The organism is Vibrio sp. Y29_XK_CS5 (genome assembly GCF_024181835.1).
Taxonomy (GTDB): Bacteria; Pseudomonadota; Gammaproteobacteria; order Enterobacterales; family Vibrionaceae; genus Vibrio; species Vibrio harveyi.
In genome coordinates this window covers 319007-342277 of sequence record NZ_JAMZAM010000006.1, presented here as the reverse complement: position 1 = coordinate 342277, position 23271 = coordinate 319007, and the positions used below count along the sequence as shown (strand labels likewise).

At 47.0% G+C, this 23271-nt stretch carries 20 protein-coding genes; 18 read left to right on the top strand and 2 right to left on the bottom strand.

Annotated features, from left to right (window positions below; translation table 11 throughout):
* Positions 1-126: 126 nt before the first annotated feature.
* Positions 127-387: a succinate dehydrogenase assembly factor 2 gene (locus NL647_RS22180; RefSeq protein ID WP_009698777.1), complete on the top strand. Its 261-nt coding sequence runs from the start codon at positions 127-129 to the stop codon at positions 385-387.
* The gene (locus NL647_RS22175; protein ID WP_367618297.1) at positions 335-775 is read left to right on the top strand and encodes a protein YgfX; all 441 of its coding nucleotides are present in this window, start codon (positions 335-337) and stop codon (positions 773-775) included. The genes NL647_RS22180 and NL647_RS22175 overlap by 53 nt, the downstream gene beginning before the upstream one ends.
* Before the next feature lie 34 nt (positions 776-809).
* On the opposite strand, the gene nadB is transcribed toward NL647_RS22175, so the two are convergent.
* A complete protein-coding gene (gene nadB / locus NL647_RS22170; protein ID WP_005449783.1) occupies positions 810-2417 on the bottom strand; it encodes an L-aspartate oxidase in 1608 nt (535 codons plus the stop codon).
* Between the two features lie 558 nt (positions 2418-2975).
* On the opposite strand from nadB, the gene rpoE reads away from it, so the two are divergent.
* The 11 genes from rpoE (at position 2976) to acpS (ending at position 12195) form a co-directional block, all read left to right on the top strand.
* Positions 2976-3554, top strand: a complete 579-nt coding sequence (gene rpoE / locus NL647_RS22165; protein WP_005449784.1) for an RNA polymerase sigma factor RpoE — start codon at positions 2976-2978, stop codon at positions 3552-3554.
* A gap of 26 nt (positions 3555-3580) precedes the next feature.
* Complete coding sequence (locus NL647_RS22160; RefSeq protein ID WP_005449785.1) at positions 3581-4207, top strand: sigma-E factor negative regulatory protein; 627 nt, start codon at positions 3581-3583, stop codon at positions 4205-4207.
* Positions 4204-5169 carry a sigma-E factor regulatory protein RseB gene (gene rseB / locus NL647_RS22155; RefSeq protein ID WP_005449786.1) on the top strand — a complete coding sequence of 322 codons (966 nt, stop codon included), beginning with the start codon at positions 4204-4206 and terminating at the stop codon, positions 5167-5169. The genes NL647_RS22160 and rseB overlap by 4 nt, the downstream gene beginning before the upstream one ends.
* Complete coding sequence (locus tag NL647_RS22150) at positions 5166-5636, top strand: SoxR reducing system RseC family protein (protein WP_005449788.1); 471 nt, start codon at positions 5166-5168, stop codon at positions 5634-5636. Before rseB ends, NL647_RS22150 begins: the two co-directional genes overlap by 4 nt.
* Before the next feature lie 127 nt (positions 5637-5763).
* Positions 5764-7557: a translation elongation factor 4 gene (gene lepA, locus NL647_RS22145; protein ID WP_017189112.1), complete on the top strand. Its 1794-nt coding sequence runs from the start codon at positions 5764-5766 to the stop codon at positions 7555-7557.
* A gap of 104 nt (positions 7558-7661) precedes the next feature.
* Positions 7662-8561, top strand: coding sequence for a signal peptidase I (gene lepB, locus NL647_RS22140; protein ID WP_005449792.1), 900 nt, complete (start codon positions 7662-7664; stop codon positions 8559-8561).
* Positions 8562-8581: 20 nt separating this feature from the next.
* Positions 8582-9259, top strand: a complete 678-nt coding sequence (gene rnc, locus NL647_RS22135) for a ribonuclease III (protein ID WP_005449793.1) — start codon at positions 8582-8584, stop codon at positions 9257-9259.
* Positions 9252-10214, top strand: coding sequence for a GTPase Era (gene era / locus NL647_RS22130; protein WP_005531651.1), 963 nt, complete (start codon positions 9252-9254; stop codon positions 10212-10214). The genes rnc and era overlap by 8 nt, the downstream gene beginning before the upstream one ends.
* A gap of 128 nt (positions 10215-10342) precedes the next feature.
* Positions 10343-11074: a DNA repair protein RecO gene (recO, locus tag NL647_RS22125; RefSeq protein WP_005426504.1), complete on the top strand. Its 732-nt coding sequence runs from the start codon at positions 10343-10345 to the stop codon at positions 11072-11074.
* The gene (gene pdxJ, locus NL647_RS22120; protein ID WP_005426507.1) at positions 11071-11802 is read left to right on the top strand and encodes a pyridoxine 5'-phosphate synthase; all 732 of its coding nucleotides are present in this window, start codon (positions 11071-11073) and stop codon (positions 11800-11802) included. Before recO ends, pdxJ begins: the two co-directional genes overlap by 4 nt.
* A gap of 12 nt (positions 11803-11814) precedes the next feature.
* Positions 11815-12195, top strand: a complete 381-nt coding sequence (gene acpS, locus NL647_RS22115) for a holo-ACP synthase (RefSeq protein WP_005449797.1) — start codon at positions 11815-11817, stop codon at positions 12193-12195.
* A gap of 90 nt (positions 12196-12285) precedes the next feature.
* Here acpS and barA read toward each other — a convergent pair whose 3' ends face one another.
* The gene (gene barA / locus NL647_RS22110) at positions 12286-15084 is read right to left on the bottom strand and encodes a two-component sensor histidine kinase BarA (protein WP_253650681.1); all 2799 of its coding nucleotides are present in this window, start codon (positions 15082-15084) and stop codon (positions 12286-12288) included.
* Positions 15085-15276: 192 nt separating this feature from the next.
* Here barA and rlmD point away from each other — a divergent pair, with 192 nt between their 5' ends.
* The 5 genes from rlmD to eno all read left to right on the top strand — a co-directional run bounded on the left by rlmD (position 15277) and on the right by eno (position 23125).
* Positions 15277-16596: a 23S rRNA (uracil(1939)-C(5))-methyltransferase RlmD gene (gene rlmD / locus NL647_RS22105; RefSeq protein WP_253650680.1), complete on the top strand. Its 1320-nt coding sequence runs from the start codon at positions 15277-15279 to the stop codon at positions 16594-16596.
* Positions 16597-16723: 127 nt separating this feature from the next.
* Positions 16724-18943 carry a GTP diphosphokinase gene (gene relA / locus NL647_RS22100; RefSeq protein WP_253650679.1) on the top strand — a complete coding sequence of 740 codons (2220 nt, stop codon included), beginning with the start codon at positions 16724-16726 and terminating at the stop codon, positions 18941-18943.
* A 213-nt stretch (positions 18944-19156) separates the two neighbouring features.
* Positions 19157-19954 carry a nucleoside triphosphate pyrophosphohydrolase gene (mazG, locus tag NL647_RS22095; protein ID WP_009698772.1) on the top strand — a complete coding sequence of 266 codons (798 nt, stop codon included), beginning with the start codon at positions 19157-19159 and terminating at the stop codon, positions 19952-19954.
* A gap of 151 nt (positions 19955-20105) precedes the next feature.
* Complete coding sequence (locus NL647_RS22090; RefSeq protein ID WP_005449808.1) at positions 20106-21746, top strand: CTP synthase; 1641 nt, start codon at positions 20106-20108, stop codon at positions 21744-21746.
* Positions 21747-21823: 77 nt separating this feature from the next.
* Positions 21824-23125 (top strand): phosphopyruvate hydratase, encoded by a 1302-nt coding sequence (gene eno, locus NL647_RS22085; protein WP_005425372.1) that lies wholly within the window; start codon positions 21824-21826, stop codon positions 23123-23125.
* Positions 23126-23271: the final 146 nt, after the last annotated feature.

Here is a 23271-nt window from a genome sequence, read left to right as displayed (position 1 = left end):
TTGTTTATTAAATGCGTTCAGGATTTGCAGCGACTTGGCTACATATTGTGACCCGCACACTAGTGACGTTGCACATCCCTTGTTACACTCCGCACTAAGAACAAGACATCTATGAAGGAATACTGAATGTACACTGCGGAAGAAAAGGCGCGTATTAAATGGGCTTGTCGTCGTGGCATGCTTGAGCTTGACGTGGTGATTATGCCGTTTTTTGAAGAGTGCTTTGAAGCACTGAATGAACAAGAGCAGCGTGATTTTGTCTCATTATTAGAATGTGATGACCCAGATCTGTTTACTTGGGTGATGGGACACGGTCGCAGCGAAAACCTAGGTCATGCATCGATGGTTGATAAAATTGTCGCGCACAACCTCAGCAAGGTTCGTTAATCTCAAGGTTAACACTTCTCTGTACGCCCAAATTGCCAACCAACTTCTTCTCCTAGGTTGCGTTTGGGCGCTTATCTGCTCTGCTATCCCACTCGTCTTATCAACTTATCTGTTATTACTGATTCTTCGCTGCCAAATGCAGGGCGGTTTTGTCGTGCCTTCTGCTCGTGGTGGCTGGTATTTACATCGTGATGGCACGGTACGTAATGACAAGCAAACCTCTACATTATCGAGCGTTGATGTGTCGGCGGCGATGTTCAAAGTCACGTTTGAATTAACGTCGGGTGAAAACGTCACGATTTGGCGAGACAGTTGTGAAGACGTGGCATATCGTCAACTGTGTTTGATATTACGACAATGGAAAATGGGAGCCGAAGCTCCCATTTGATCTTATATCTGACTCTTACTTTTTAGTGTCAGTGCTATTTGTTTGGCGTAAGAATTGTTGGACCACTATTTTCTAGCTGATTTGGATAATCCAAGGTGTAGTGCAGACCACGACTCTCTTTACGCTGCATCGCGCAACGCACCATTAGCTCTGCGACTTGCAGCAGGTTACGTAGCTCTAGCAAGTTGTTTGATACGCGGAAGTGACTGTAGTACTCATGCGTCTCTTGTTGCAGCATCTGAATACGACGCAGTGCGCGTTCAAGACGTTTATCGGTACGAACGATACCCATGTAATCCCACATAAATAGGCGCAGCTCATGCCAGTTATGTTGGATGATCACTTCTTCATCACTGTTGGTCACTTGGCTTTCATCCCAACATGGAACCTGCGATGCTAGTTCTACTTCGCTGTGATGTTTAAGAATGTCTTTGGCTGCCGACCATGCGTAAACCACACACTCAAGTAGTGAGTTCGATGCCATACGGTTCGCGCCGTGCAAGCCTGTATAGCTCACTTCACCAATCGCATAGAGGTTCTTCAGGTCGGTATGACCATTTTGATCGACCATGACGCCGCCGCATGTGTAGTGCGCCGCAGGTACAATTGGGATCGGCTCTTTAGTCATGTCGATACCCAAATCCATCAAACGAGAGTAGATAGTTGGGAAATGCTTAGTAATGAAATCCGCAGGCTTATGGCTGATATCGAGATACATGCAATCAGCACCTAAGCGCTTCATTTCGAAGTCGATCGCGCGAGCCACGACATCACGTGGAGCAAGCTCTTTACGCTCGTCGAAATCCGGCATAAAACGCGAACCGTCTGGACGACGTAAATACGCCCCCTCACCACGCAATGCTTCAGTCAACAAGAAGTTACGTGCTTCTGGGTGGTAAAGACAGGTTGGGTGGAATTGGTTGAACTCTAGGTTCGCAACACGACAACCTGCACGCCACGCGATTGCGATACCATCACCAGATGACACGTCTGGGTTAGAAGTGTATTGGTAAACTTTGGAAGCGCCGCCCGTTGCGAGAACAACAAATTTAGCGCGAACAGTTTCAACTTGTTCTTCGTTGCGGTTCCAAATATAAGCGCCAATGATCTTGTTTTTGTCGCCGCCGATTTTATCTTCGGTGATCAAATCCAGAGCATTATGGCGCTCAAGAACATGAATGTTTGGGTGGCTGTGTGCATTGTCTTGTAGAGAGGTTTGCATTGCCATGCCAGTGGCATCAGCAGCGTGCAAAATACGTCGACGGCTGTGACCGCCTTCGCGAGTTAAGTGATAACGTGGCTCATCGTCAGAATCATCATCTTCACGATCGAATGGTACACCACCATCAATCAACCACTGTACACACTCTTTTGAGTTTTCCGCGATGAACTTAACAGTCTCTTCATCACAGATTCCATCCCCAGCAATTTGCGTATCTTCAACGTGAGACTCAATGGTGTCCGACTCATCAAATACGGCAGCGATACCACCTTGCGCGTAATACGTTGCGCCTTCGCTGCGCGGTCCTTTACTTAGAACCATTACCTTACAGTGGTTTGCGACACGCAAAGCCAACGACAAGCCCGCGGCGCCACTCCCTACCACTAACACATCACATTCATGTTCACGATTTGTGTTCATATTACTTTTACAATCCCAAGCTAAGGTAACAAGGCTACCTTGTGTATATTTTGCACACCATGTGCATTCCATTAACGCGACATCCGTCGCTAAGGGCTAAGTTGGGAGACGTATCGAAATCGGCGTTACCTTGGTGACTTCAGCCACTCTTATTTTGCCATGCCTTGGGCATGCAGATGCTTCCTGAGTTTTGTTTGTAACGCGATGTTCTGATAGCCATTAGCCATGCAAATGAAAAGTAATAGTTTGTCAATGCCATTGCTTTTCTATGCTCTACCCAGCACAATCTGGGACAGAGATCATCCATTATACCCATTTCCCCACCAGTATGCTCGCTTGTCAAAACGAGACTTAAGTCGGACGAGGAGCGGGATTTGGCTAGTGACATCACACTGTGAAAAAACAATGACAAAAAATTTGAGAAACCATGGAACTTTCTCATTCACGTCAGGGTCACAATAGTGCTCAAGTAAGCAGTGGTGTCAATACTACGTTTTGCATAATTAGTACCCATATCTGAGAAGAGTAGGGGCATAACAAATAGGAGTATCCGCTCGAATGAACGAGCAGCTGACCGATCAAGTATTGATTGAGCGAGTTCAGAATGGCGATAAGCAAGCATTCAACCTGCTGGTAACAAAGTACCAGAACAAGGTATGTAACCTTATCTCCAGATACGTAAGTAATCCTGGCGATGTTCCAGATGTAGCACAAGAAGCGTTTATCAAGGCTTACCGAGCTATCCCTAGTTTTCGTGGGGAGAGTGCGTTTTACACGTGGCTGTATCGCATTGCAGTGAATACTGCGAAAAATCACATCGTTGCTCAAGGTCGTAGACCACCTGCAACAGACGTTGATGCTGAAGAAGCTGAATTTTACGAAACAGGTAATGCACTTAAAGAAATTTCGAACCCTGAGAACTTAACGTTGTCCAAAGAATTGCAACGGGTAGTGTTCAGTGCAATCGAAGCCTTACCTGAAGATTTAAAAACCGCAATGACTCTGCGCGAGCTTGATGGCTTGAGCTACGAGGAAATTGCTGAAGTAATGGATTGCCCGGTGGGAACGGTACGATCGCGTATCTTCCGTGCTCGTGAGGCGGTGGAAAAGAAAATCAAACCTCTTTTGCAGCGCTAGTACAAGTGATAACTATGGTGAAAATAATGGCTGACAAAGAAAAACTTTCAGCTCTCATGGATGGAGAATTGGTCGATAAGGCTTTAATTCAAGAATTAGAGCAAGACCAAGAGAGCCGTGATGCTTGGCAGAACTATCACCTGATTGGTGATGTGATGCGAGGCGAAGCGCCAGCAAAGCCTGAGTGGAATATTGCTGAAAGCGTAGCGTTAGCGTTAGAAGACGAGCCTGTGCATCGTGCTATCGATTCGCGCAGTGCTAACGTAATTTCAATTAACGACGCGCCAAAAGAGTCGCAACCAGAGCCACAAAAAGCGAAACGCCAGTTGCCTGCATGGTTGACTCAGTTTGGTCAAGTTGCCGTTGCTGCGTGTGTGTCACTTGTTGTGATATTAGGCGTTCAACAGTACGGCGGTAGCGACCCAATGTCGCCGCAAGCTGACCAACTTCCTGTGCTTCAGACTGTGCCATTTGCGGGCAGCGCTGAACCAGTAAGCTTGACGCGTGAATCCGTAGAGCGTTCCGTTGGTGAAGCAAATATGCAAGAGCAACGCAAACGCGTTCATGCTATGCTTCGTGACTACGAACTGCAGCTAAGAATTAACAGTGATGCGTCTCAGCAAGATGCACATCTGACACCGGATATTGAATGAAAAAATTTCTGATCAGCGCTTGCGCTCTGTTCAGTCTGATGTCTTCGCAAGCCTTTGCTGGTGATAAGCCAGCGGAGGCTTTATTGCATCAAATGAGCGAGGCGAGCAAGAATTTAAGCTACGAACTCTCTTATATCCTTATCAAAAAGAACAGCATTGAACCTTTGCTGTATCGTCACGCGACTCACGACAAAGACCAGTACGCACATCTTGTGTATTTGAGTGGTCCTGTACGTGAAGTGATCCGTCGCGGCACAGAAGTAAGCTATATCGAAACTGGCGCAGAACCGTTTACCATCGAATCGGGTAAAATGGTTGCTCCAATCATGCCGATGCTGAACGCTAACATCGACGAGCTAAACTTGTACTACGACTACGTAAAAGTAGGTCGTGCCCGTGAAGCGGGTGTTCCAACACAAGTGCTGCGCATCGTGCCAAAAGATGGGCTACGTTACTCTTACGTATTGTGGATTGATGAGAAGAGTAAACTACCACTGCGTGCTGATCTCGTTGATCGTGATGGTGAAATGCTTGAGCAGTACCGTACTATTTCTTACTCAGTGAACCCTAAGATTGGTGAACTGATGAGTGGTTTGGAAGAGGTTCAATTACCCGCGGTTCTGACAATGCCAAAAGGCGATATCGGTACCAGTAACTGGACCGTGGGTTGGACACCGGAAGGGTTCCATCCAAATGAACTGAACCGTTACCGCATGGCAGTGACTGACCAAATGGTAGAAAGCCAACTTTACTCTGATGGACTATTTAGCTTTTCAGTGTATGTAGCTGACAAAGACGAGCACTCGTTGAAAGGTCAACTGGTTCGTCAAGGTCGCCGTACATTGCACAGCTTTGTCAGCGGAAACCATGAAATCTCAGTTGTTGGTGATATTCCGCCGGCAACGGCTCAGCGTATCGCACAATCGGTCACTTTTAATGTAACAAAGAGTGAAGTGCAATGATGACTGCATTGGCTACCGTGACGGGCGTTCACCGTCACGGTCAGCAATATGATGTCGATATCAGCTGCGAGCAACAGACCAGTTGCAGCAGCTGTTCATCGCAAAAAAGCTGCGGCACAGGCGTGGTTACCAAAGCGATCGGTAACAAAACGCTGTCGTGGCATTTGCGTACCCCAAAATCCGTCAAAGTTGGTCAGGTCGTGGAAATTGGTTTCCCCGAAGCAAGCCTTATCAAATCAGCTATGGCGGTCTACCTTCTTCCTTTGTTTGGTTTGATTCTCGGTGCTGTAATTGGCAACTTCCTGCTAGTACCTTTAACCGCAGGCGGTGAGGGCATTACCATCCTAGCTTCGGTATTGTTCGCAGCAGGTGGTATGTGGCTCGCAAAACGTGTGTCACGCCCACTAGAAGATGAGTCAAAACGCCAAGTCACCCTCATTCGAGTTCTCGGTGAACCTATTCAATAAGTTCTAGACTTTAAATAAGGTGCGCCCGTTAACGAAATTGGGTAGAATCTGCCAACTTGATTGAAATGCCGTCAACAGACGGCTTTCTTACTGTCCCTATTTGTAAAGAGTTAGTCACCCTAAATCTATGAAGCACATTCGTAACTTTTCGATTATCGCCCACATCGACCATGGTAAGTCGACCCTATCTGACCGTCTAATCCAAGTTTGTGGTGGATTAAGCGATCGTGAAATGGCCGCACAGGTTCTGGATTCCATGGATCTTGAACGTGAGCGTGGTATCACCATCAAATCTCAGAGTGTGACGCTGAACTACACCGCTAAAGACGGCGAAACGTACCAGTTGAACTTCATCGATACTCCGGGACACGTTGACTTTGCGTACGAAGTATCACGTTCTCTAGCTGCTTGTGAAGGCGCGCTACTGGTGGTTGACGCAGGTCAGGGTGTAGAGGCTCAAACCCTAGCTAACTGTTACACCGCAATCGAAATGGATCTAGAGGTTGTGCCAATCCTGAACAAGATTGACCTACCAGCTGCCGATCCCGAGCGTGTAGCGGAAGAAATTGAAGAGATCGTTGGTATCGATGCAATGGAAGCAACCCGCTGTTCTGCGAAGACAGGTCTAGGTGTTGACGACGTTCTAGAAAACATCGTATCAGCAATTCCAGCACCAGAAGGTGATCCAGAGGCGCCACTTCAAGCGCTGATCATCGACTCATGGTTCGATAACTACCTTGGCGTTGTTTCTTTGGTTCGTATTAAAAACGGTTCACTGAAGAAAAACGACAAGATCAAAGTAATGAGCACAGGTCAAACTTGGGGTGTGGATCGTCTAGGTATCTTCACGCCTAAGCAAGTGGACACTGATGTTCTGCGTACTGGCGAAGTAGGCTGGGTAGTTTGTGGGATCAAAGACATCCTAGGCGCACCAGTAGGTGATACGCTGACGCTAGCGAAAAACGGCAGCGAGAAGCCACTTCCAGGCTTTAAGAAAGTAAAACCTCAGGTATACGCGGGTCTGTTCCCAGTATCTTCTGATGATTACGAAAACTTCCGTGACGCACTAGGTAAACTTAGCCTAAACGATGCATCGCTATTCTACGAGCCAGAAAACTCAGCAGCACTAGGCTTTGGTTTCCGTTGTGGTTTCCTAGGCATGCTGCACATGGAAATCATCCAAGAGCGTCTAGAGCGTGAATACGACCTCGACCTGATTACAACGGCACCAACGGTAGTTTACGAAGTAGAACAAACTAACGGTGAGACTCTGTACGTTGATAGCCCTGCAAAACTGCCAGCGGTTAACGACATCGAAGAGATCCGTGAGCCTATCGCGCGCTGTAACATCCTAGTACCAGCGGACTACCTAGGTAACGTAATCACACTATGTGTTGAGAAGCGTGGCGTACAGGTGGACATGGTTTACCATGGTAACCAAGTTGCGATCACTTACGACATCCCAATGGCAGAAGTGGTGCTGGACTTCTTCGACCGTTTGAAGTCGACATCACGTGGCTACGCGTCTCTGGATTACAACTTCCAACGCTTTGAAGCATCGAACATGGTACGTGTAGACGTACTACTGAACGGCGACAAAGTGGATGCGCTAGCGCTGATTACGCACAAAGATCAGTCTCAGACTCGTGGTCGTCAGCTTGTTGAGAAAATGAAAGAGTTCATTCCTCGTCAGATGTTTGACATCGCGATCCAAGCGGCTATCGGTAACCACATCATCGCACGCTCTACAGTGAAACAGCTACGTAAGAACGTAATCGCGAAATGTTACGGTGGTGACGTGAGCCGTAAGAAGAAACTTCTGAAGAAACAGAAAGAAGGTAAGAAACGTATGAAGCAGATCGGTAACGTAGAGCTGCCTCAAGAAGCGTTCCTAGCAATTCTTCACGTTGGTAAAGACTAGAGTTGAACTATCTCGTGCTCTTGTCTGTCATAAGACGTTAGATAGTAAAATAAGTGAAAGGGTTTCGGCTCTTTCACTTTCGTATTTTTAGATAAGGGAATTTAATGGCGAATACATTCTCACTGATTCTAGTTATCGTGACTTTGGTAACTGGCGTAGTTTGGCTACTAGAAAAGCTGGTGTTTGCGAAAAAACGTCAAGCGAAAGTAGCGGAGATCCAAGCGCAAACAACCAATGGTCTGGATGCGGTGACGCTACAAAAAGTAGAAAGCCAACCGTGGTGGGTAGAGAACAGCGTTTCTATCTTCCCAGTGATTGCATTCGTATTGGTATTACGTTCTTTTATCTATGAACCGTTCCAAATCCCTTCAGGCTCAATGATGCCAACCCTACTAGTAGGTGACTTCATTTTGGTGGAGAAATACGCGTACGGATTGAAAGATCCGGTATGGCGCACGCAGCTAGTGGAAACTGGCAAGCCTGAGCGTGGCGACATCGTGGTATTCAAGTACCCACCACAGCCAAACGTTGACTACATTAAACGTGTGGTAGGTTTGCCTGGTGATACCGTTCGTTACTCTGCGGATAAGCAGGTATGTATTCAATCGAAAGGTGAGTCATCTTGTAAGCCAGTTAAGCTGAACAATGTTGAAGAAAGTCAATTCATCCAAAACGGTATTCCTCTGATTCAGATGAATGAAAAACTGGGTGAAGTTGAGCACCAAATTTTGGTGAACCCATTAACTCGTGACCGCGTGCAGAACTACCAACCACGTCCAGGTGTTAACGAGTGGGTTGTACCACAAGGTCAGTACTTCGTTATGGGTGATAACCGTGACAACAGTGCAGACAGCCGTTACTGGGGCTTTGTTCCAGAAGCAAACTTAGTCGGTAAAGCTGTTGCGATCTGGATCAGCTTCGAGTTTGATCGTGGCGCAGATAGTGTTCTACCTTCATGGATTCCAACTGGTGTGCGTTTTAACCGCGTCGGTGGCATTCACTAACCATTACATATCGAGAGAGTATGAATTCTCCAATTGAGAAACTAGAGAGAAAGCTCGGCTACCAATTTAAGGATGCTGGGCTTATCAACTTGGCGCTGACTCACCGCAGCGCCAATAGTAAGCACAATGAACGTCTTGAGTTTCTGGGCGATTCAATTTTAAGTTTTGTCATCGCTGATGATCTGTACCATCGTTTCCCGAAAGTGAACGAAGGTGACATGAGCCGTATGCGCGCGACCTTGGTTCGTGGGCACACATTGGCGGAACTGGGTCGTGAATTCGATCTAGGAGATTATTTAAAATTAGGTCCAGGTGAATTGAAGAGTGGCGGATTCCGCCGAGACTCTATTCTAGCCGATGCGGTAGAAGCCATTATTGGTGCGATTTACCTTGATAGTGATATTGAACAAGTTCGCGGTATCGTACTGAGCTGGTACAACTCGCGTCTTGAGGCGATTAAGCCTGGTGTATCACAAAAAGATCCAAAAACTCGCCTACAAGAGTTCCTGCAAGGCAGAAGAAAACCGCTGCCTGTCTACACAGTGACTAATATTAAAGGTGAAGCGCACAACCAAGAGTTCACGGTTGAGTGTGACGTAGCAGGTGTGGATAAGCCTGTAATTGGTAAAGGCACCAGCCGCCGCAAGGCAGAACAAGCGGCTGCAGAAACGGCACTTGAGCAATTAACGAATGGCTGATAACGAATTCGACATCGATGCGTTTTTCGCATCACACGGTGAAGTAAGTTCACCAGAGAACCAACACTGTGGCTTCATTGCGATTGTTGGTCGTCCAAACGTAGGCAAATCGACACTTCTGAACAAAATCTTGGGTCAGAAGATTTCGATCACGTCTCGTAAACCGCAAACGACGCGTCACCGCATCATGGGCGTGGATACAGATGGCGATTACCAAGCGATCTACGTAGATACACCGGGACTTCATATTGAAGAAAAACGTGCCATCAACCGTTTGATGAACCGTGCGGCAAACTCATCTCTAAGTGATGTGAACCTAGTGTTCTTCTTGGTGGATGGTACGCACTGGACGAACGACGACGAGATGGTGTTGACTAAGCTTCAGAAGTCGAACTTCCCAGTTGTGCTTTGTGTGAACAAAGTAGACAACGTGCAAGATCGTAATGAAGTGATGCTGCACATGATGGACATGTCGAAGAAGATGGACTTCGTTGACGTTGTGCCAATCTCTGCAAAACACGGTAAGAACATTGAAGTACTGCGCAAGCACGTACGCGATCACCTACCGAAAGCAACGCACCACTTCCCAGAAGAATACGTGACGGACCGCTCTCAGCGTTTCATGGCATCAGAAATCGTACGTGAGAAGTTAATGCGCTTCACGGGTGATGAGCTGCCATACTCAGTAACAGTTGAGATTGAGCGCTTCGACTACAACCCAGAAACTGATGGTTTCCATATCAACGCCCTAATTCTTGTTGAACGTAATGGTCAGAAGAAAATGGTGATTGGTAAAGGCGGCGAGAAGATCAAGACAATTGGTCGTGAAGCGCGTCTAGATATGGAAGAGCTATTCGGTCGTAAGGTTTACCTAGAGACTTGGGTAAAAGTGAAATCTGGTTGGGCAGACGACGAACGTGCACTGCGCTCACTAGGTTACATTGACGATCTATAAGCTTGGTTGCTTGTAAGTTTGGTAACGAAGACACTTCGTTCCAACATCGACTAAAATATAATATCGATTAGAATAAGGAGCCGCTTGGCTCCTTATTTTTTATTACCGACTTAGGCACACTGATTGAAATGAGCAACCAGTCTTCAGAAGGTTTCCAACGCTGCTTTGTATTGCACCGACGCCCTTACAGTGAATCGAGCTTGATCCTTGATGTATTCAGCGAGGAGTATGGTCGTATCACGTTGATGGCGAAAGGTGCGCGCAGCAAACGCTCCAATCTTAAAGGGGCATTACAGCCCTTCACGCCACTATTGTTGAAATGGTCCGGCAAAGGTTCAATGAAAACCTTACGTCAGGCTGAGCCAATCAGTTTGGGTTTGCCGTTGTTTGGGATAAACCTTTACTCCGCAATGTACGTAAATGAATTAGTCGGGCGCGTGTTAATGGCGGAAGTGCCGATGCCTGCGCTGTTTCATGATTACCTGCATGCACTAACGGAATTGGCTCAGAGTGATAACCCTGAACCGGGCTTGCGTCGTTTTGAACTGGCTCTGCTGTCTTCAATGGGTTATGGCGTTGATTTCTTGCATTGTGCCGGGACGGGTGAGCCAGTCGATCCTGAGATGACTTACCGTTATCGTGAACAAAAGGGATTCATAGCTTCAGTAAGGCGCGACAATCTGACATTTTTAGGTAATGAATTGATTGCGATTAGTGAACGGCGATTCGTCACTAAAGAGCAATTAAAAGCGGCGAAACGCTTTACACGTATGGCATTAAAGCCGTATCTTGGCGGCAAACCTTTAAAAAGTCGCGAATTATTCATTCAGACATATCGAGCACGGAGTAACGGAAAATGAGCTCAATCTACTTAGGCGTTAATATCGACCATATTGCCACTCTACGTAATGCACGTGGTACTAAATACCCAGATCCAGTTCATGCTGCTGAGATCGCAGAGCGTGCCGGTGCTGACGGTATTACCATCCACCTACGTGAAGACCGTCGCCACATTCTAGATCGTGACGTACGTATCCTACGTGAAACCATTCAAACTCGTATGAACCTTGAAATGGCGGTAACGGACGAGATGGTTGAGATTGCGCTACAAACTAAGCCTGAGTTCGTTTGTCTGGTTCCTGAAAAACGTGAAGAGTTGACAACAGAAGGTGGTCTGGATGTTGTCGGTCAACTTGAGAAAGTGAAAGCGGCAACGCAAAAGCTAACTGAAGCGGGCATTAAAGTCTCTCTATTCATCGATGCTGACCGTCAACAGATCGATGCGGCAAAAGCTTGTGGCGCACCTTACATTGAGCTTCACACAGGTCACTACGCAGATGCGACAACAGAAGAAGATCAGCAAGATGAACTGAAGAAGATCGCAGCTGGCGCAAGCTACGCAGATGACCTAGGTATCATCGTAAACGCAGGTCACGGTCTGACTTACCACAACGTTGCACCAATCGCGGCACTGCCAGAAATCTACGAGCTTAACATCGGTCACTCGATCATTGGTCGTGCGGTTTTCGATGGTTTAGAAAAATCTGTGGCAGAAATGAAAGCCATCATGGTTGCGGCTCGTAAGTAATCAGATTTAAGCATGGCAATTTTAGGATTAGGTACTGACATCGCAGAGATTGAGCGCATTGAAAAAGCGCTCGGTCGAACGGGTGAGCCCTTCGCAAAGCGCATTTTGTCGCAAGATGAAATGGTAAAGTTTGCTGAATTGAAGCAAAAAGGGCGCTACCTTGCGAAGCGTTTCGCAGTAAAAGAGGCTGCCTCAAAAGCGCTAGGTACAGGCATCGCAAAAGGCGTGACCTTCCATGATTTTACAGTTTCGAATGATGAGTTCGGTAAACCGATATTGACCTTATCCGGTGTGGCGAAGCAAATCGCCGAGTCGATGGGCGTCAATCATGTTCATCTGTCGATTTCGGATGAACGTCATTACGCGGTCGCGACGGTGATTTTTGAATCCTAACTTAGCCTGATTACGGATTAATAACCGAATACGAAAAAGCCAGAGTCGATGCTCTGGCTTTTTTATGTCTCTGATTTAATCCGTTATTTTCTACTGTTCAAGATAGAGTTTCGCCGTCGTGGTGACTTTAATCATCTCATCTTGCAGTTCGAACATTTCCGGTTCGATGTCTTCGATGTCAGCGCCCGAGCGCAGTGCTTGTTCCAAGGTTGCACACAGAGACTTTAATCTCGGCACGCCACAGTAAGAGCTGCTGCCGTGAAGTTTATGTACCACATGGATAAGATCATCACGCGAGAAGTCTTCTTGTTCTAATGCTTGATCGACCACTTCTTCCACCTCAGGAATAAAATCAATCAGCATGCGCAGCATGTCTTTGGCTAAGTCTTCCTTGTTGGCACTTTGTTTCAATGCCGCTTGCCAGTCGATGATGACATCTTGCTGTGGCTTTTCTGGCGCTGATGGCGCAGTTTCCACAACTGGTTCGACATAGGATGGCGCAATTTTATCGACACTCTCAGTACAGGTATTTGGGTTCCAGTGGACCAAAACCTGTTGCAGTACATGCTCTTCGATTGGTTTGGTTAGGTAGTCATCCATCCCCGCAGCTAATAGTCGGTCACGCTCGCCTGCCATGGCATGCGCGGTCACCGCAATCACAGGGGTGTCTTTGTTCAGCTCTAGCTCTTTAATGTGCTGACAAGCCGTCACGCCGTCCATCAATGGCATTTGAATGTCCATGAAGATCAGATCGTATTTCTTCTCAGTCGCGAGATTCACCGCTTGCTGGCCATTGCTGCACGCTGTTACCGTTTCTACACGCTCTTTCAATAGCGCAGAGATCAGTTTCAAGTTAGCTGGGTTATCGTCGACCGCAAGTACCGTCAGTGGTAAGCGTTCATTCACCACTGGCTCAATTGGTGCAATCACCGCTTGAGGCGTTTCGACGTGATCTGTTATTAGGCTTTGTAGAAGCTTGCGACGTGATAATGGCTTGGTCAGACATTGGATCTGATGATCGTTCATCACTTGATCTGCCAGTGCCAGTTCGGTACTCGGTGTACCCATGATCACACTCGGCGCCATGCGTTTGGCTTGCTCAATCCAAGCTGCTACCGATTGATCATCGTAGGTTTGGTTGGCAGCCAAGTTCAACAAGACGTAATCGTAGTTCTCGTCGTTTTCTGGCAACGACGAGCGGTAGGTCACCAGAATGCCTTCTTGGCTTAGGATCTGCTGTGTTACCGACGCTGCTTGCATGTTTGGTTCAACCAACAACAATTGCTTACCGGTCAATAGCTCTACTTCAATCAGATCGCTCATTGGCATTTCAGTTGAGTGCAAGCGAACCGTAAACCAGAAGGTTGAACCTTGGTGTAGGCGACTGGTTAGGCTGATTTCGCCGCCCATCTGGCTTACCAGCTTCTGAGTTATAACCAGACCCAGACCGGTACCACCATAGCGACGTGAAATACTCGCATCCGCTTGGCTAAACGCTTGGAACAACTGCGCTTGCTGACGCTCAGAGATACCAATACCAGTATCGCGCACCATGAATTGCAGTTCGACCGAGTCACCAGATTGTGAGCGCATCTCAACGCTGATGTCGATATTACCGCGCTCAGTAAATTTGATGGAGTTACCGACCAAGTTAGTAAGGATTTGTTGGATACGAAGCGGGTCACCCACCAAGCCTTGCGGGATCTTCGGATCCACTTTCAAGGTGATTTCCAAACCTTTCTCGTGCGCGCTGGTGGCTTGTAGGTTGATTACTTCTTCTAAGCTTTCACGGAATTCAAATGGAATGTTTTCCAGCGCCAACTTACCGGCTTCCAGTTTCGAGAAGTCGAGGATGTCGTTGATGATGTTCAGTAGGTTGTTTGCGGACTTCTCAATGGTCTGCAAGTAATCCGTTTGGCTGTTCGAAAGCTGTGTTTTCAGCATTTGGCGGGTAAAGCCAATTACGCCATTCAATGGAGTACGAAGTTCGTGAGACATGTTCGCCAAGAATTCGGATTTCACACGTGCTGCTTCTTGGGCACGCTTCTTCGCGATGTCCAACTCCACGTTCTGAATCTCTAGCTGTTCCAGAGTCTCACGCAAGTCTGATGTCGCTTGGTCTATACTGTGCTGCATCTCAACGTGGTATTCCGACAGCGAGACCGCCATGGCGTTGATACCGTTTTTCAACTGGTCCAACTCACCGTGCATTTTACCTTCGATACGTACATCAAGGTGACCACGACGAATGCGGTCAACAACGTTCTTCATGTGTGTGATCGGTTGGGTTACGTCATGCATTAGACGAGAGGCGAACACACTCGCGAGACCAAGACCGAGGATCAACACCAAGAACGCAGAGAACACTTCTTGGTATTGCTGCAATCGAAGTGACGAAAGATCCATTTCCACTGCGATGTAGCCGATGGCTTTTGTGCCCTGATTCTCATTTGAGAGCTCCGAAAGATAGTGACCTTCAGATAGAATCGGCACGCGCAGAATAAGCGAGTTATCGAAGATTTCTGAGTCCCCTAACTGAGGGATCGGCTTATCCTTCGGGAACATCAGAGCTTCAAAATTGGGATGGAAGTTAGAAGTGACGAAAAGCTCATGATTTTCATCGAACACCGCGATACTACGAACCAGTTTCGAGTTTTTGCGATGGGCGTAACTGATAAGACGACGAACGGCTTCGCGACTTTCGGAAAGTAGGTGATTTTCACTGGCAATCGCAAGCGGTTCGATAATGCTATTGCCTGTGGTGATAACTTGTTTCTCGAGGTCTTGGTAGCGGTTAAATGAGAAAAAGCCGCTCAGTAATAAACCAATAATGAGAGTGGGAGCGAGAGTTAGTGTAATTACACGTGCTCTTAAGCCATATCTGGTCATGTTATCTAATTACATCGGAGTCTGGATATGGGAAAATAACGCATTATTTCTCAAGCGCACGATAAAGCCTTGAGCAAAGAAGTGACGTCACCGGATAAATGGTAAGCATAATCAAGTCACTCGAATCACACAACGGCTGCAATCAAGAATAGTGAAGCAGTAGAGCAATTAGACACAAATCAGGCACAGAGCATGGCACGTATCTTTCAACCTAAAAAGAAAACGCAACTGAATACCCGTCACCAAGCGGTACAAGTAGAGCGTTTGGATCACCACGGCGCAGGCATTGCTTACCTTAAGAAGAAACCATTGTTTATTGATGGTGTGCTACCGGGTGAGGAAGTGGTAACCCAATTGGTGGAAGAAAAGAGCAAATTCGCTCGCGGTAAGTTGATTAAAATCCTTAAACCGAGTGACGCTCGCGTGGAGCCATTTTGTCCGCACTACCATGAATGCGGTGGCTGTGACCTACAGCATTTGAACTATGACCAACAATTGACGCACAAGCAGCAAACGCTTCGCCAGTTGATGAGAAAATTTGCCGGCAGTGATATCGAGTTGGATGCGCCTGTATTGGGTGAGTCTCTTGGCTACCGTCGCCGTGCTCGTGTGAGCTTGTTCGTAGATAAAAAGACTCGTCAGTTGCACTTTGGTTTCCGTAAGAAACAGAGTAAGCAAATCGCGCAAGTGACAGACTGCCCAGTGCTCGCGCCTGAGTTGAATGTGCTATTGCCAGAAATCTACTCGACGTTAAAAGCGTTTAAGAAGCCAGAGCAACTTGGTCACGTAGAGTTGGTGCTAGGCGACAATGGTCCATGCGTAACATTGCGTCATCTGAGCAAATTGACTGAAAAAGAAACCAACACCTTGGTGGAATTAGCGAAGCGTCACCATGCATCGCTCTACTTGATGCCAGAAACGGATCAGCTTGATTTGATTGAAGGTGAAGTGCCTTTCTATCAAGAAGCAGGTGTCACCGTACCATTTACGCCAAATAACTTTATTCAAGTGAACCAAGCGGTAAACCAGAAAATGGTCGCTCAGGCAGTGGAGTGGTTAGACCCACAAAGTGATGAACGAGTGTTAGATTTGTTCTGTGGTTTAGGTAACTTCAGTTTGCCAATCGCAAAACGTGCAAAACACGTGGTTGGCGTAGAAGGCGTGGCAGAAATGGTGGAAAAGGCGGCAAATAATGCATCTTTGAACCAAATCAATAACGCGCAATTTTATCACGCTAACCTTGAGCAGGATTTTGAAGGGCAAGTTTGGGCGGCTGAACAATTCGACAAAGTGCTGCTTGATCCGGCACGTGCGGGCGCGAGTGGGATCATCGATCAAGTTTCTGCGCTTGGCGCACAGCGTGTAGTTTATGTTTCGTGTAATCCTGCTACCCTTGCAAGGGATAGCCAGAGCTTGCTGGAGCAAGGCTACCAATTGACCAAATTAGGTATGCTGGACATGTTCCCTCATACCAGCCATCTAGAATCGATGGCACTGTTTGAAAAGTCCTGATAATTGGGACTTTGTTGATCACTTACACGTGGTGAGTGGTCAATAAGCCAACGCTTAAAGCTTGGCGAAAGAACTAACCTGGATGGTGTTAGTCAAACCACACAAATATAATAATTAGGATGATGAGATGGTTGCGGTAAGAAGCGCGCATTTAAACCAAGATGAACAGTTTGAACTTGAAAACTGGGTGGCTAGCCTAGGTCAAGAGAAGAACACAGCGAAACGCTTAACCGAAGTGTATCGTGACTGCCAATCTGTGTTGGCGGATAACGAACGGGCGGAGCTTTTGTTGTGGCGTGGACGAGAGATGATCGAAATCTTGATCACCTTGTCGATGGACAAAGCGACACTTGTCGCGGCGCAACTGTTCCCTTTGGTCTCAAGTGGTGCTTTTGATAGAGAGCTCCTTGAGGAAAAATACAGCAAAGAAATCATTAAGCTGATCGATGGTGTCGACGAAATGGCGGCAATTGGTCAACTAAATGTAACAATGGATGGTGGTGCTGCCTCGTCTCAAGTAGATAACGTTCGTCGCATGCTGTTGGCAATGGTGGATGATTTCCGCTGCGTGGTCATCAAGCTGGCGGAACGTATCTGCAACCTGATTGAAGTAAAAAAAGCGCCGGACGAAGTTCGTCGTGCTGCGGCAAAAGAGTGTGCAAACATCTATGCGCCTCTGGCAAACCGCCTTGGTATTGGTCAGTTGAAGTGGGAAATCGAAGATTACGCCTTCCGCTACCAACAACCAGAAACCTACAAGCAAATCGCGAAGCAATTGGCTGAGCGTCGTATTGTCCGTGAACAATACATCAAAGACTTTGTCGACGACCTTACCCAAGAAATGACCGTATGCGGCATCAACGCAGAAGTCAGTGGTCGTCCAAAGCACATCTACAGTATCTGGCGCAAAATGCAGAAGAAGAGTCTGGCGTTTGATGAATTATTTGACGTACGAGCAGTACGTATCATCGCTGACAAACTTCAAGACTGTTATGCCGCTCTAGGTGTGGTTCACACCAAATACAAACACCTACCAAGCGAGTTCGACGATTACGTAGCGAACCCGAAACCAAACGGCTACCAGTCTATCCATACCGTGATTCTTGGTCCTGAAGGCAAGACCATTGAGATCCAGATTCGTACTAAAGAGATGCACGAAGATTCTGAGCTAGGTGTTGCTGCGCACTGGAAATACAAAGAAGGTGCAAGCAGCCGCAGCGGTTACGATGAGAAGATCACATGGCTACGTAAGCTACTCGATTGGCAAGAAGAGATGTCTGACTCTGGCGAGATGTTGGACGAGCTACGTAGTCAGGTATTTGATGACCGCGTGTATGCCTTTACCCCACGTGGCGATGTTGTCGACCTACCAATGGGCGCAACACCGCTCGATTTCGCTTACCACATTCACTCCGAAGTGGGTCACCGTTGTATCGGCGCTAAAGTTGCGGGTCGTATTGTACCGTTCACCCATAAACTGCAAATGGGTGATCAGGTTGAAATCATCACCCAGAAAGAACCAAACCCTTCACGTGACTGGTTGAACCCGACTCTGGGCTTTGTGACGTCGAGCCGAGCACGTGCGAAAATCAACGCATGGTTCCGCAAACAAAGTCGTGAGAAGAACCTAGAAGCGGGTCGTGAAATCCTAGAGCACGAATTGGCGAAAATCGGCGCGACACTGAAAGACGCAGATCACTACGCACTAAAACGCTTTAACGTTAATAGCGCCGATGAATTGTATGTTGGTATTGGTAGTGGTGACTTGCGCATTAACCAGATCATCAACCACATCAATGCGTTAGTGAATAAGCCAACCGCGGAAGAGGAAGACCAGCAAGCGCTGGAAAAACTGCAAGAAGCAGAAAATCGCGCGCCAGCGCAAAGCCGTCCGAAGAAAGATGCGGTTGTGGTAGAAGGTGTCGATAACTTAATGACGCACCTAGCGCGCTGTTGTCAGCCGATCCCAGGTGATGAGATCTCAGGTTACATCACTCAAGGTCGTGGTATTTCGGTGCACCGTAGTGACTGTGAGCAACTAGAAGAACTTCGTCATCACGCACCAGAACGTATCATTGATACCGTCTGGGGGAGCGGCTTTGTCGGTTCTTACATCTTGACGGTTCGTGTTGAAGCGATGGAGCGTGGTGGTCTACTAAAAGACATCACAACGCTATTTGCGAACGAGAAAATCAAAGTCACCAGCATGAAGAGTCGCGTCGATTACCGCACGCAAATGTCGATCATGGACTTTGACCTTGAAGTGACCAACCTTGAGGTGTTCTCACGCGTTTCGAAACGTGTTGAGCAGATCAAGGATGTAATGTCGGTGAAACGCTTAGGCTAACTTTCACGTCGTACTTGTCACTTTTACTGCGTTAACTGCGTTTTCTTGCTCCATCACATAGGCGAGCTATGCTCAGGAGTCGCGAAAACTTGTTGCCTTGTCAAAGTAACAATTACTTAGTGAAAGCCGCTGAGAAAATAAAATAATCTAGAAGGTGAGTGGTTTTGGCTGCTCACCTTTTTCTTTAGATAGAAAGGTTTAAAGGAATAGAAAATGAGTCATCCAATTGAACAGTTAGAACAAATCATGGCGAAGTTGCGTGACCCAGAAAGCGGTTGCCCTTGGGACTTAAAGCAGACCTTCGACACCATTGTTCCTCACACTATTGAAGAAACCTACGAAGTGGTGGATGCGATTCAAAACCGCGATTGGTCGAACTTGCAAGAAGAGTTGGGGGACTTATTGTTCCAAGTGATTTTCTACAGCCAAATGGCGAAAGAGCAGGGATTGTTCGAGTTTTCTGATGTGGTGGAAACCGTTAACGAGAAGCTGACGCGTCGTCACCCGCATGTTTTTTCAGAAGTAGAATTCGATTCTGAAGAAGCGATTAACGCCAACTGGGAAGCGGAAAAAGCCAAAGAGAAAGCACAATTAGGCAAAGCTGAAGAAAGTATCCTAGACTCAATACCAAACTCTCTACCTGCGCTTTCGCGTGCTACAAAGATCCAGAAAAAGTGCGCAAAATTCGGCTTTGATTGGGACTCGCTTGGTCCCGTTGTCGGAAAAGTACAGGAAGAAATTGAAGAGGTAATGGAAGAAGTGCTTCAAATTACTCCGGATGAGGAGAAAGTTGAACTCGAATTAGGCGATCTTTTATTTGCTACCGTGAACCTATCTCGTCACCTAGGGAAAGACCCTGAAGTGGCACTGGCAAAAGCCAACTTAAAGTTCTCGAAACGCTTTAAAGGCGTGGAAACTAAAGTTGCAGCGCACGGTAAACAGCTGGCAGACTTTACTCTAGATGAACTCGATTCCATGTGGGATGAAGTGAAACGAGAAGAGCGAAGCTGAAATTGCATGAATACTCGACTTTGATTTGAAGCAAAAAATAAAAAATTACGGTGTGATAGATTTCACGTTGTGGCGGTTAGGAGCTTCTGGTATATTTACGTCCCGTCCAGAAGCACTCCATTTCCCTCATTCAACCAATTTCAGGTTAAACATGACGACAAATTACATTTTTGTTACTGGCGGGGTTGTATCCTCTCTAGGTAAAGGTATTGCAGCAGCATCTCTTGCAGCTATTCTAGAAGCTCGTGGTCTTAAAGTGACTATGATGAAGCTTGACCCTTACATCAACGTTGATCCAGGCACAATGAGCCCAACTCAACACGGTGAAGTGTTCGTTACGGAAGATGGCGCAGAGACTGACCTTGACCTTGGTCACTACGAGCGTTTCATCCGCACCAAGATGACTAAGCGTAACAACTTCACTGCTGGTCGTGTTTATGCAGACGTACTACGTAAAGAACGTCGCGGCGATTACCTAGGTGCAACCATTCAGGTTATCCCTCACATCACTAACGCTATCAAAGACCGCGTAATTGCAGGTTCTGAAGGTCATGATGTTGCTATCGTTGAAGTCGGTGGTACGGTAGGTGATATCGAATCACTACCATTTATGGAAGCTATCCGTCAGCTTGCTGTAGAACTAGGTCGTGAGCGCGCAATGTTCATGCACCTAACGCTAGTTCCTTACCTAGCCGCTGCTGGTGAAGTGAAAACTAAGCCAACTCAGCACTCTGTTAAAGAGCTGCTATCTATCGGTATCCAACCAGATATTCTTGTTTGCCGCTCTGATCGTATGATCCCAGCGAACGAGCGTAAGAAAATTGCGCTATTCTGTAACGTTCCTGAGAAAGCGGTAATCTCAATGAAGGACGTAGATTCAATCTACAAGATCCCTCAACTTGTTAAGTCTCAAGGTCTAGATGACCTAGTTTGTGCTCGCTTTGGTATCAACGCGCCAGAAGCTGACCTGTCTGAATGGGAACAGGTTATCTATGAAGAAGCGAACCCAACTGGCGAAGTAACTATCGGTATGGTCGGTAAATACATCGAACTACCAGATGCTTACAAGTCAGTAAACGAAGCACTTAAACACGCAGGCTTGAAAAACCGTCTAAACGTCACAATTAAATACGTAGACTCTCAAGATGTTGAGACGAAAGGCGTAGAAGTACTTGAAGGTCTAGATGCAATCCTAGTACCTGGTGGCTTCGGTGACCGTGGTATCGAAGGTAAGATTCGCGCAGCACAATACGCTCGTGAAAACAAAGTACCTTACCTAGGTATCTGTCTAGGCATGCAAGTCGCACTGATCGAATACGCGCGCAACGTAGCGGGTATGGAAGGTGCACATTCAACAGAATTTAACAAAGACACTAAGTACCCTGTGGTAGGTCTGATCACTGAATGGGTAGACGGCGAAGGTAAAGTTGAAGAACGTACTGAAACGTCTGACCTAGGTGGTACGATGCGTCTTGGTTCACAGCTATGTCACCTAGAGAAAGGGACGAAAGCTCGTGAACTATACGGTAGCGCGACAGTTCACGAACGTCACCGTCACCGTTACGAAGTAAACAACGTTCTTCGTCCGCAAATCGAAAAAGCAGGTCTGAAAGTATCTGGTCTATCAGCGGACAAGAAACTAGTGGAAATGATTGAGAACCCAGCTCACCCATGGTTTGTAGCGGCTCAATTCCACCCAGAATTCACCTCGACTCCTCGCGATGGTCACCCACTATTCGCAGGTTTCGTTAAAGCTGCTGGTCAAAACGCTCGCGGCGAATTCGAGAAGTAAAAGGATACGGGCGGCGGCGAAGGTTGTGCTGCTGCCCTTTAAAATTGACATTTATATTTGAACGAGAGGAAACATTAATGTCTAAGATCGTTAAAGTTCTAGGTCGTGAAATCATCGACTCACGTGGTAACCCAACTGTAGAAGCTGAAGTACACCTAGAAGGCGGTTTCGTAGGTATGGCGGCAGCTCCATCTGGCGCATCTACTGGTTCTCGCGAAGCTCTTGAGCTACGTGACGGTGACAAAGCACGTTTCCTAGGTAAAGGTGTTCTTAAAGCTGTTGAAGCTGTAAACGGCGCAATCGCTGAAGCTCTAGTTGGCAAAGACGCTAAAGACCAAGCTGCAATCGACGCAGTAATGATCGAACTAGACGGCACTGAAAACAAATCTAAGTTCGGTGCGAACGCTATCCTAGCTGTTTCTCTAGCAAACGCTAAAGCTGCTGCAGCGGCTAAAGGCATGCCTCTATACGAGCACATCGCTGAGCTAAACGGTACAGCTGGTCAGTTCTCTATGCCTCTACCAATGATGAACATCATCAACGGTGGTGAGCACGCAGACAACAACGTTGACATCCAAGAGTTCATGATCCAACCAGTTGGTGCTAAGACTCTTAAAGAAGGTCTACGTATCGGTGCTGAAGTATTCCACAACCTAGCTAAAGTTCTTAAGTCTAAAGGCTACAGCACTGCAGTTGGTGACGAAGGTGGTTTCGCTCCAAACCTTAAGTCTAACGCTGAAGCTCTAGAAGTTATCGCAGAAGCTGTTGCAGCTGCTGGTTACGAACTAGGTAAAGACGTTACTCTAGCTATGGACTGTGCAGCATCTGAGTTCTTCGACAAAGAAGCTGGCATCTACAACATGAAAGGCGAAGGTAAAACTTTCACTTCTGAAGAGTTCAACCACTACCTAGCTGAGCTAGCTAACCAATTCCCAATCGTTTCTATCGAAGACGGTCTAGACGAGTCTGATTGGGCTGGCTTCAAGCACCAAACAGAACTACTAGGTGACAAGCTTCAACTAGTAGGTGACGACCTATTCGTTACTAACACTAAGATCCTTGCTGAAGGTATCGAGAAAGGCGTAGCTAACTCTATCCTTATCAAGTTCAACCAAATCGGTTCTCTAACTGAGACTCTAGCTGCAATCAAGATGGCTAAAGACGCAGGTTACACAGCAGTAATCTCTCACCGTTCTGGCGAAACTGAAGATGCAACTATCGCTGACCTAGCGGTAGGTACAGCTGCAGGTCAAATCAAAACTGGTTCTATGAGCCGTTCTGACCGTGTTGCTAAGTACAACCAACTAATCCGTATCGAGGAAGCTCTAGGTGAGCGCGCTCCTTTCAACGGTCTTAAAGAAGTTAAAGGTCAAGCTTAATTCTTAACTGAATTAACAGCTTAACCTAAAGCTTTTGAAAACGCCTCGCACTTGCGGGGCGTTTTTTTATATGACGGAAGCTCTAAGTGAGCGCGCTCCTCCATGTTTCAAGGAAGCGGCCTCAAAGAAGTTAAAGGTCAAGCTTA

Coding starts and splice junctions, on each gene's coding strand:
- NL647_RS22180 (WP_009698777.1), top strand. CDS start 127: ATGTACACTGCGGAAGAAAAGGCGCGTATTAAATGGGCTTGTCGTCGT.
- NL647_RS22175 (WP_367618297.1), top strand. CDS start 335: ATGCATCGATGGTTGATAAAATTGTCGCGCACAACCTCAGCAAGGTTC.
- nadB (WP_005449783.1), bottom strand. CDS start 2,417: ATGAACACAAATCGTGAACATGAATGTGATGTGTTAGTGGTAGGGAGT.
- rpoE (WP_005449784.1), top strand. CDS start 2,976: ATGAACGAGCAGCTGACCGATCAAGTATTGATTGAGCGAGTTCAGAAT.
- NL647_RS22160 (WP_005449785.1), top strand. CDS start 3,581: ATGGCTGACAAAGAAAAACTTTCAGCTCTCATGGATGGAGAATTGGTC.
- rseB (WP_005449786.1), top strand. CDS start 4,204: ATGAAAAAATTTCTGATCAGCGCTTGCGCTCTGTTCAGTCTGATGTCT.
- NL647_RS22150 (WP_005449788.1), top strand. CDS start 5,166: ATGATGACTGCATTGGCTACCGTGACGGGCGTTCACCGTCACGGTCAG.
- lepA (WP_017189112.1), top strand. CDS start 5,764: ATGAAGCACATTCGTAACTTTTCGATTATCGCCCACATCGACCATGGT.
- lepB (WP_005449792.1), top strand. CDS start 7,662: ATGGCGAATACATTCTCACTGATTCTAGTTATCGTGACTTTGGTAACT.
- rnc (WP_005449793.1), top strand. CDS start 8,582: ATGAATTCTCCAATTGAGAAACTAGAGAGAAAGCTCGGCTACCAATTT.
- era (WP_005531651.1), top strand. CDS start 9,252: ATGGCTGATAACGAATTCGACATCGATGCGTTTTTCGCATCACACGGT.
- recO (WP_005426504.1), top strand. CDS start 10,343: ATGAGCAACCAGTCTTCAGAAGGTTTCCAACGCTGCTTTGTATTGCAC.
- pdxJ (WP_005426507.1), top strand. CDS start 11,071: ATGAGCTCAATCTACTTAGGCGTTAATATCGACCATATTGCCACTCTA.
- acpS (WP_005449797.1), top strand. CDS start 11,815: ATGGCAATTTTAGGATTAGGTACTGACATCGCAGAGATTGAGCGCATT.
- barA (WP_253650681.1), bottom strand. CDS start 15,084: ATGACCAGATATGGCTTAAGAGCACGTGTAATTACACTAACTCTCGCT.
- rlmD (WP_253650680.1), top strand. CDS start 15,277: ATGGCACGTATCTTTCAACCTAAAAAGAAAACGCAACTGAATACCCGT.
- relA (WP_253650679.1), top strand. CDS start 16,724: ATGGTTGCGGTAAGAAGCGCGCATTTAAACCAAGATGAACAGTTTGAA.
- mazG (WP_009698772.1), top strand. CDS start 19,157: ATGAGTCATCCAATTGAACAGTTAGAACAAATCATGGCGAAGTTGCGT.
- NL647_RS22090 (WP_005449808.1), top strand. CDS start 20,106: ATGACGACAAATTACATTTTTGTTACTGGCGGGGTTGTATCCTCTCTA.
- eno (WP_005425372.1), top strand. CDS start 21,824: ATGTCTAAGATCGTTAAAGTTCTAGGTCGTGAAATCATCGACTCACGT.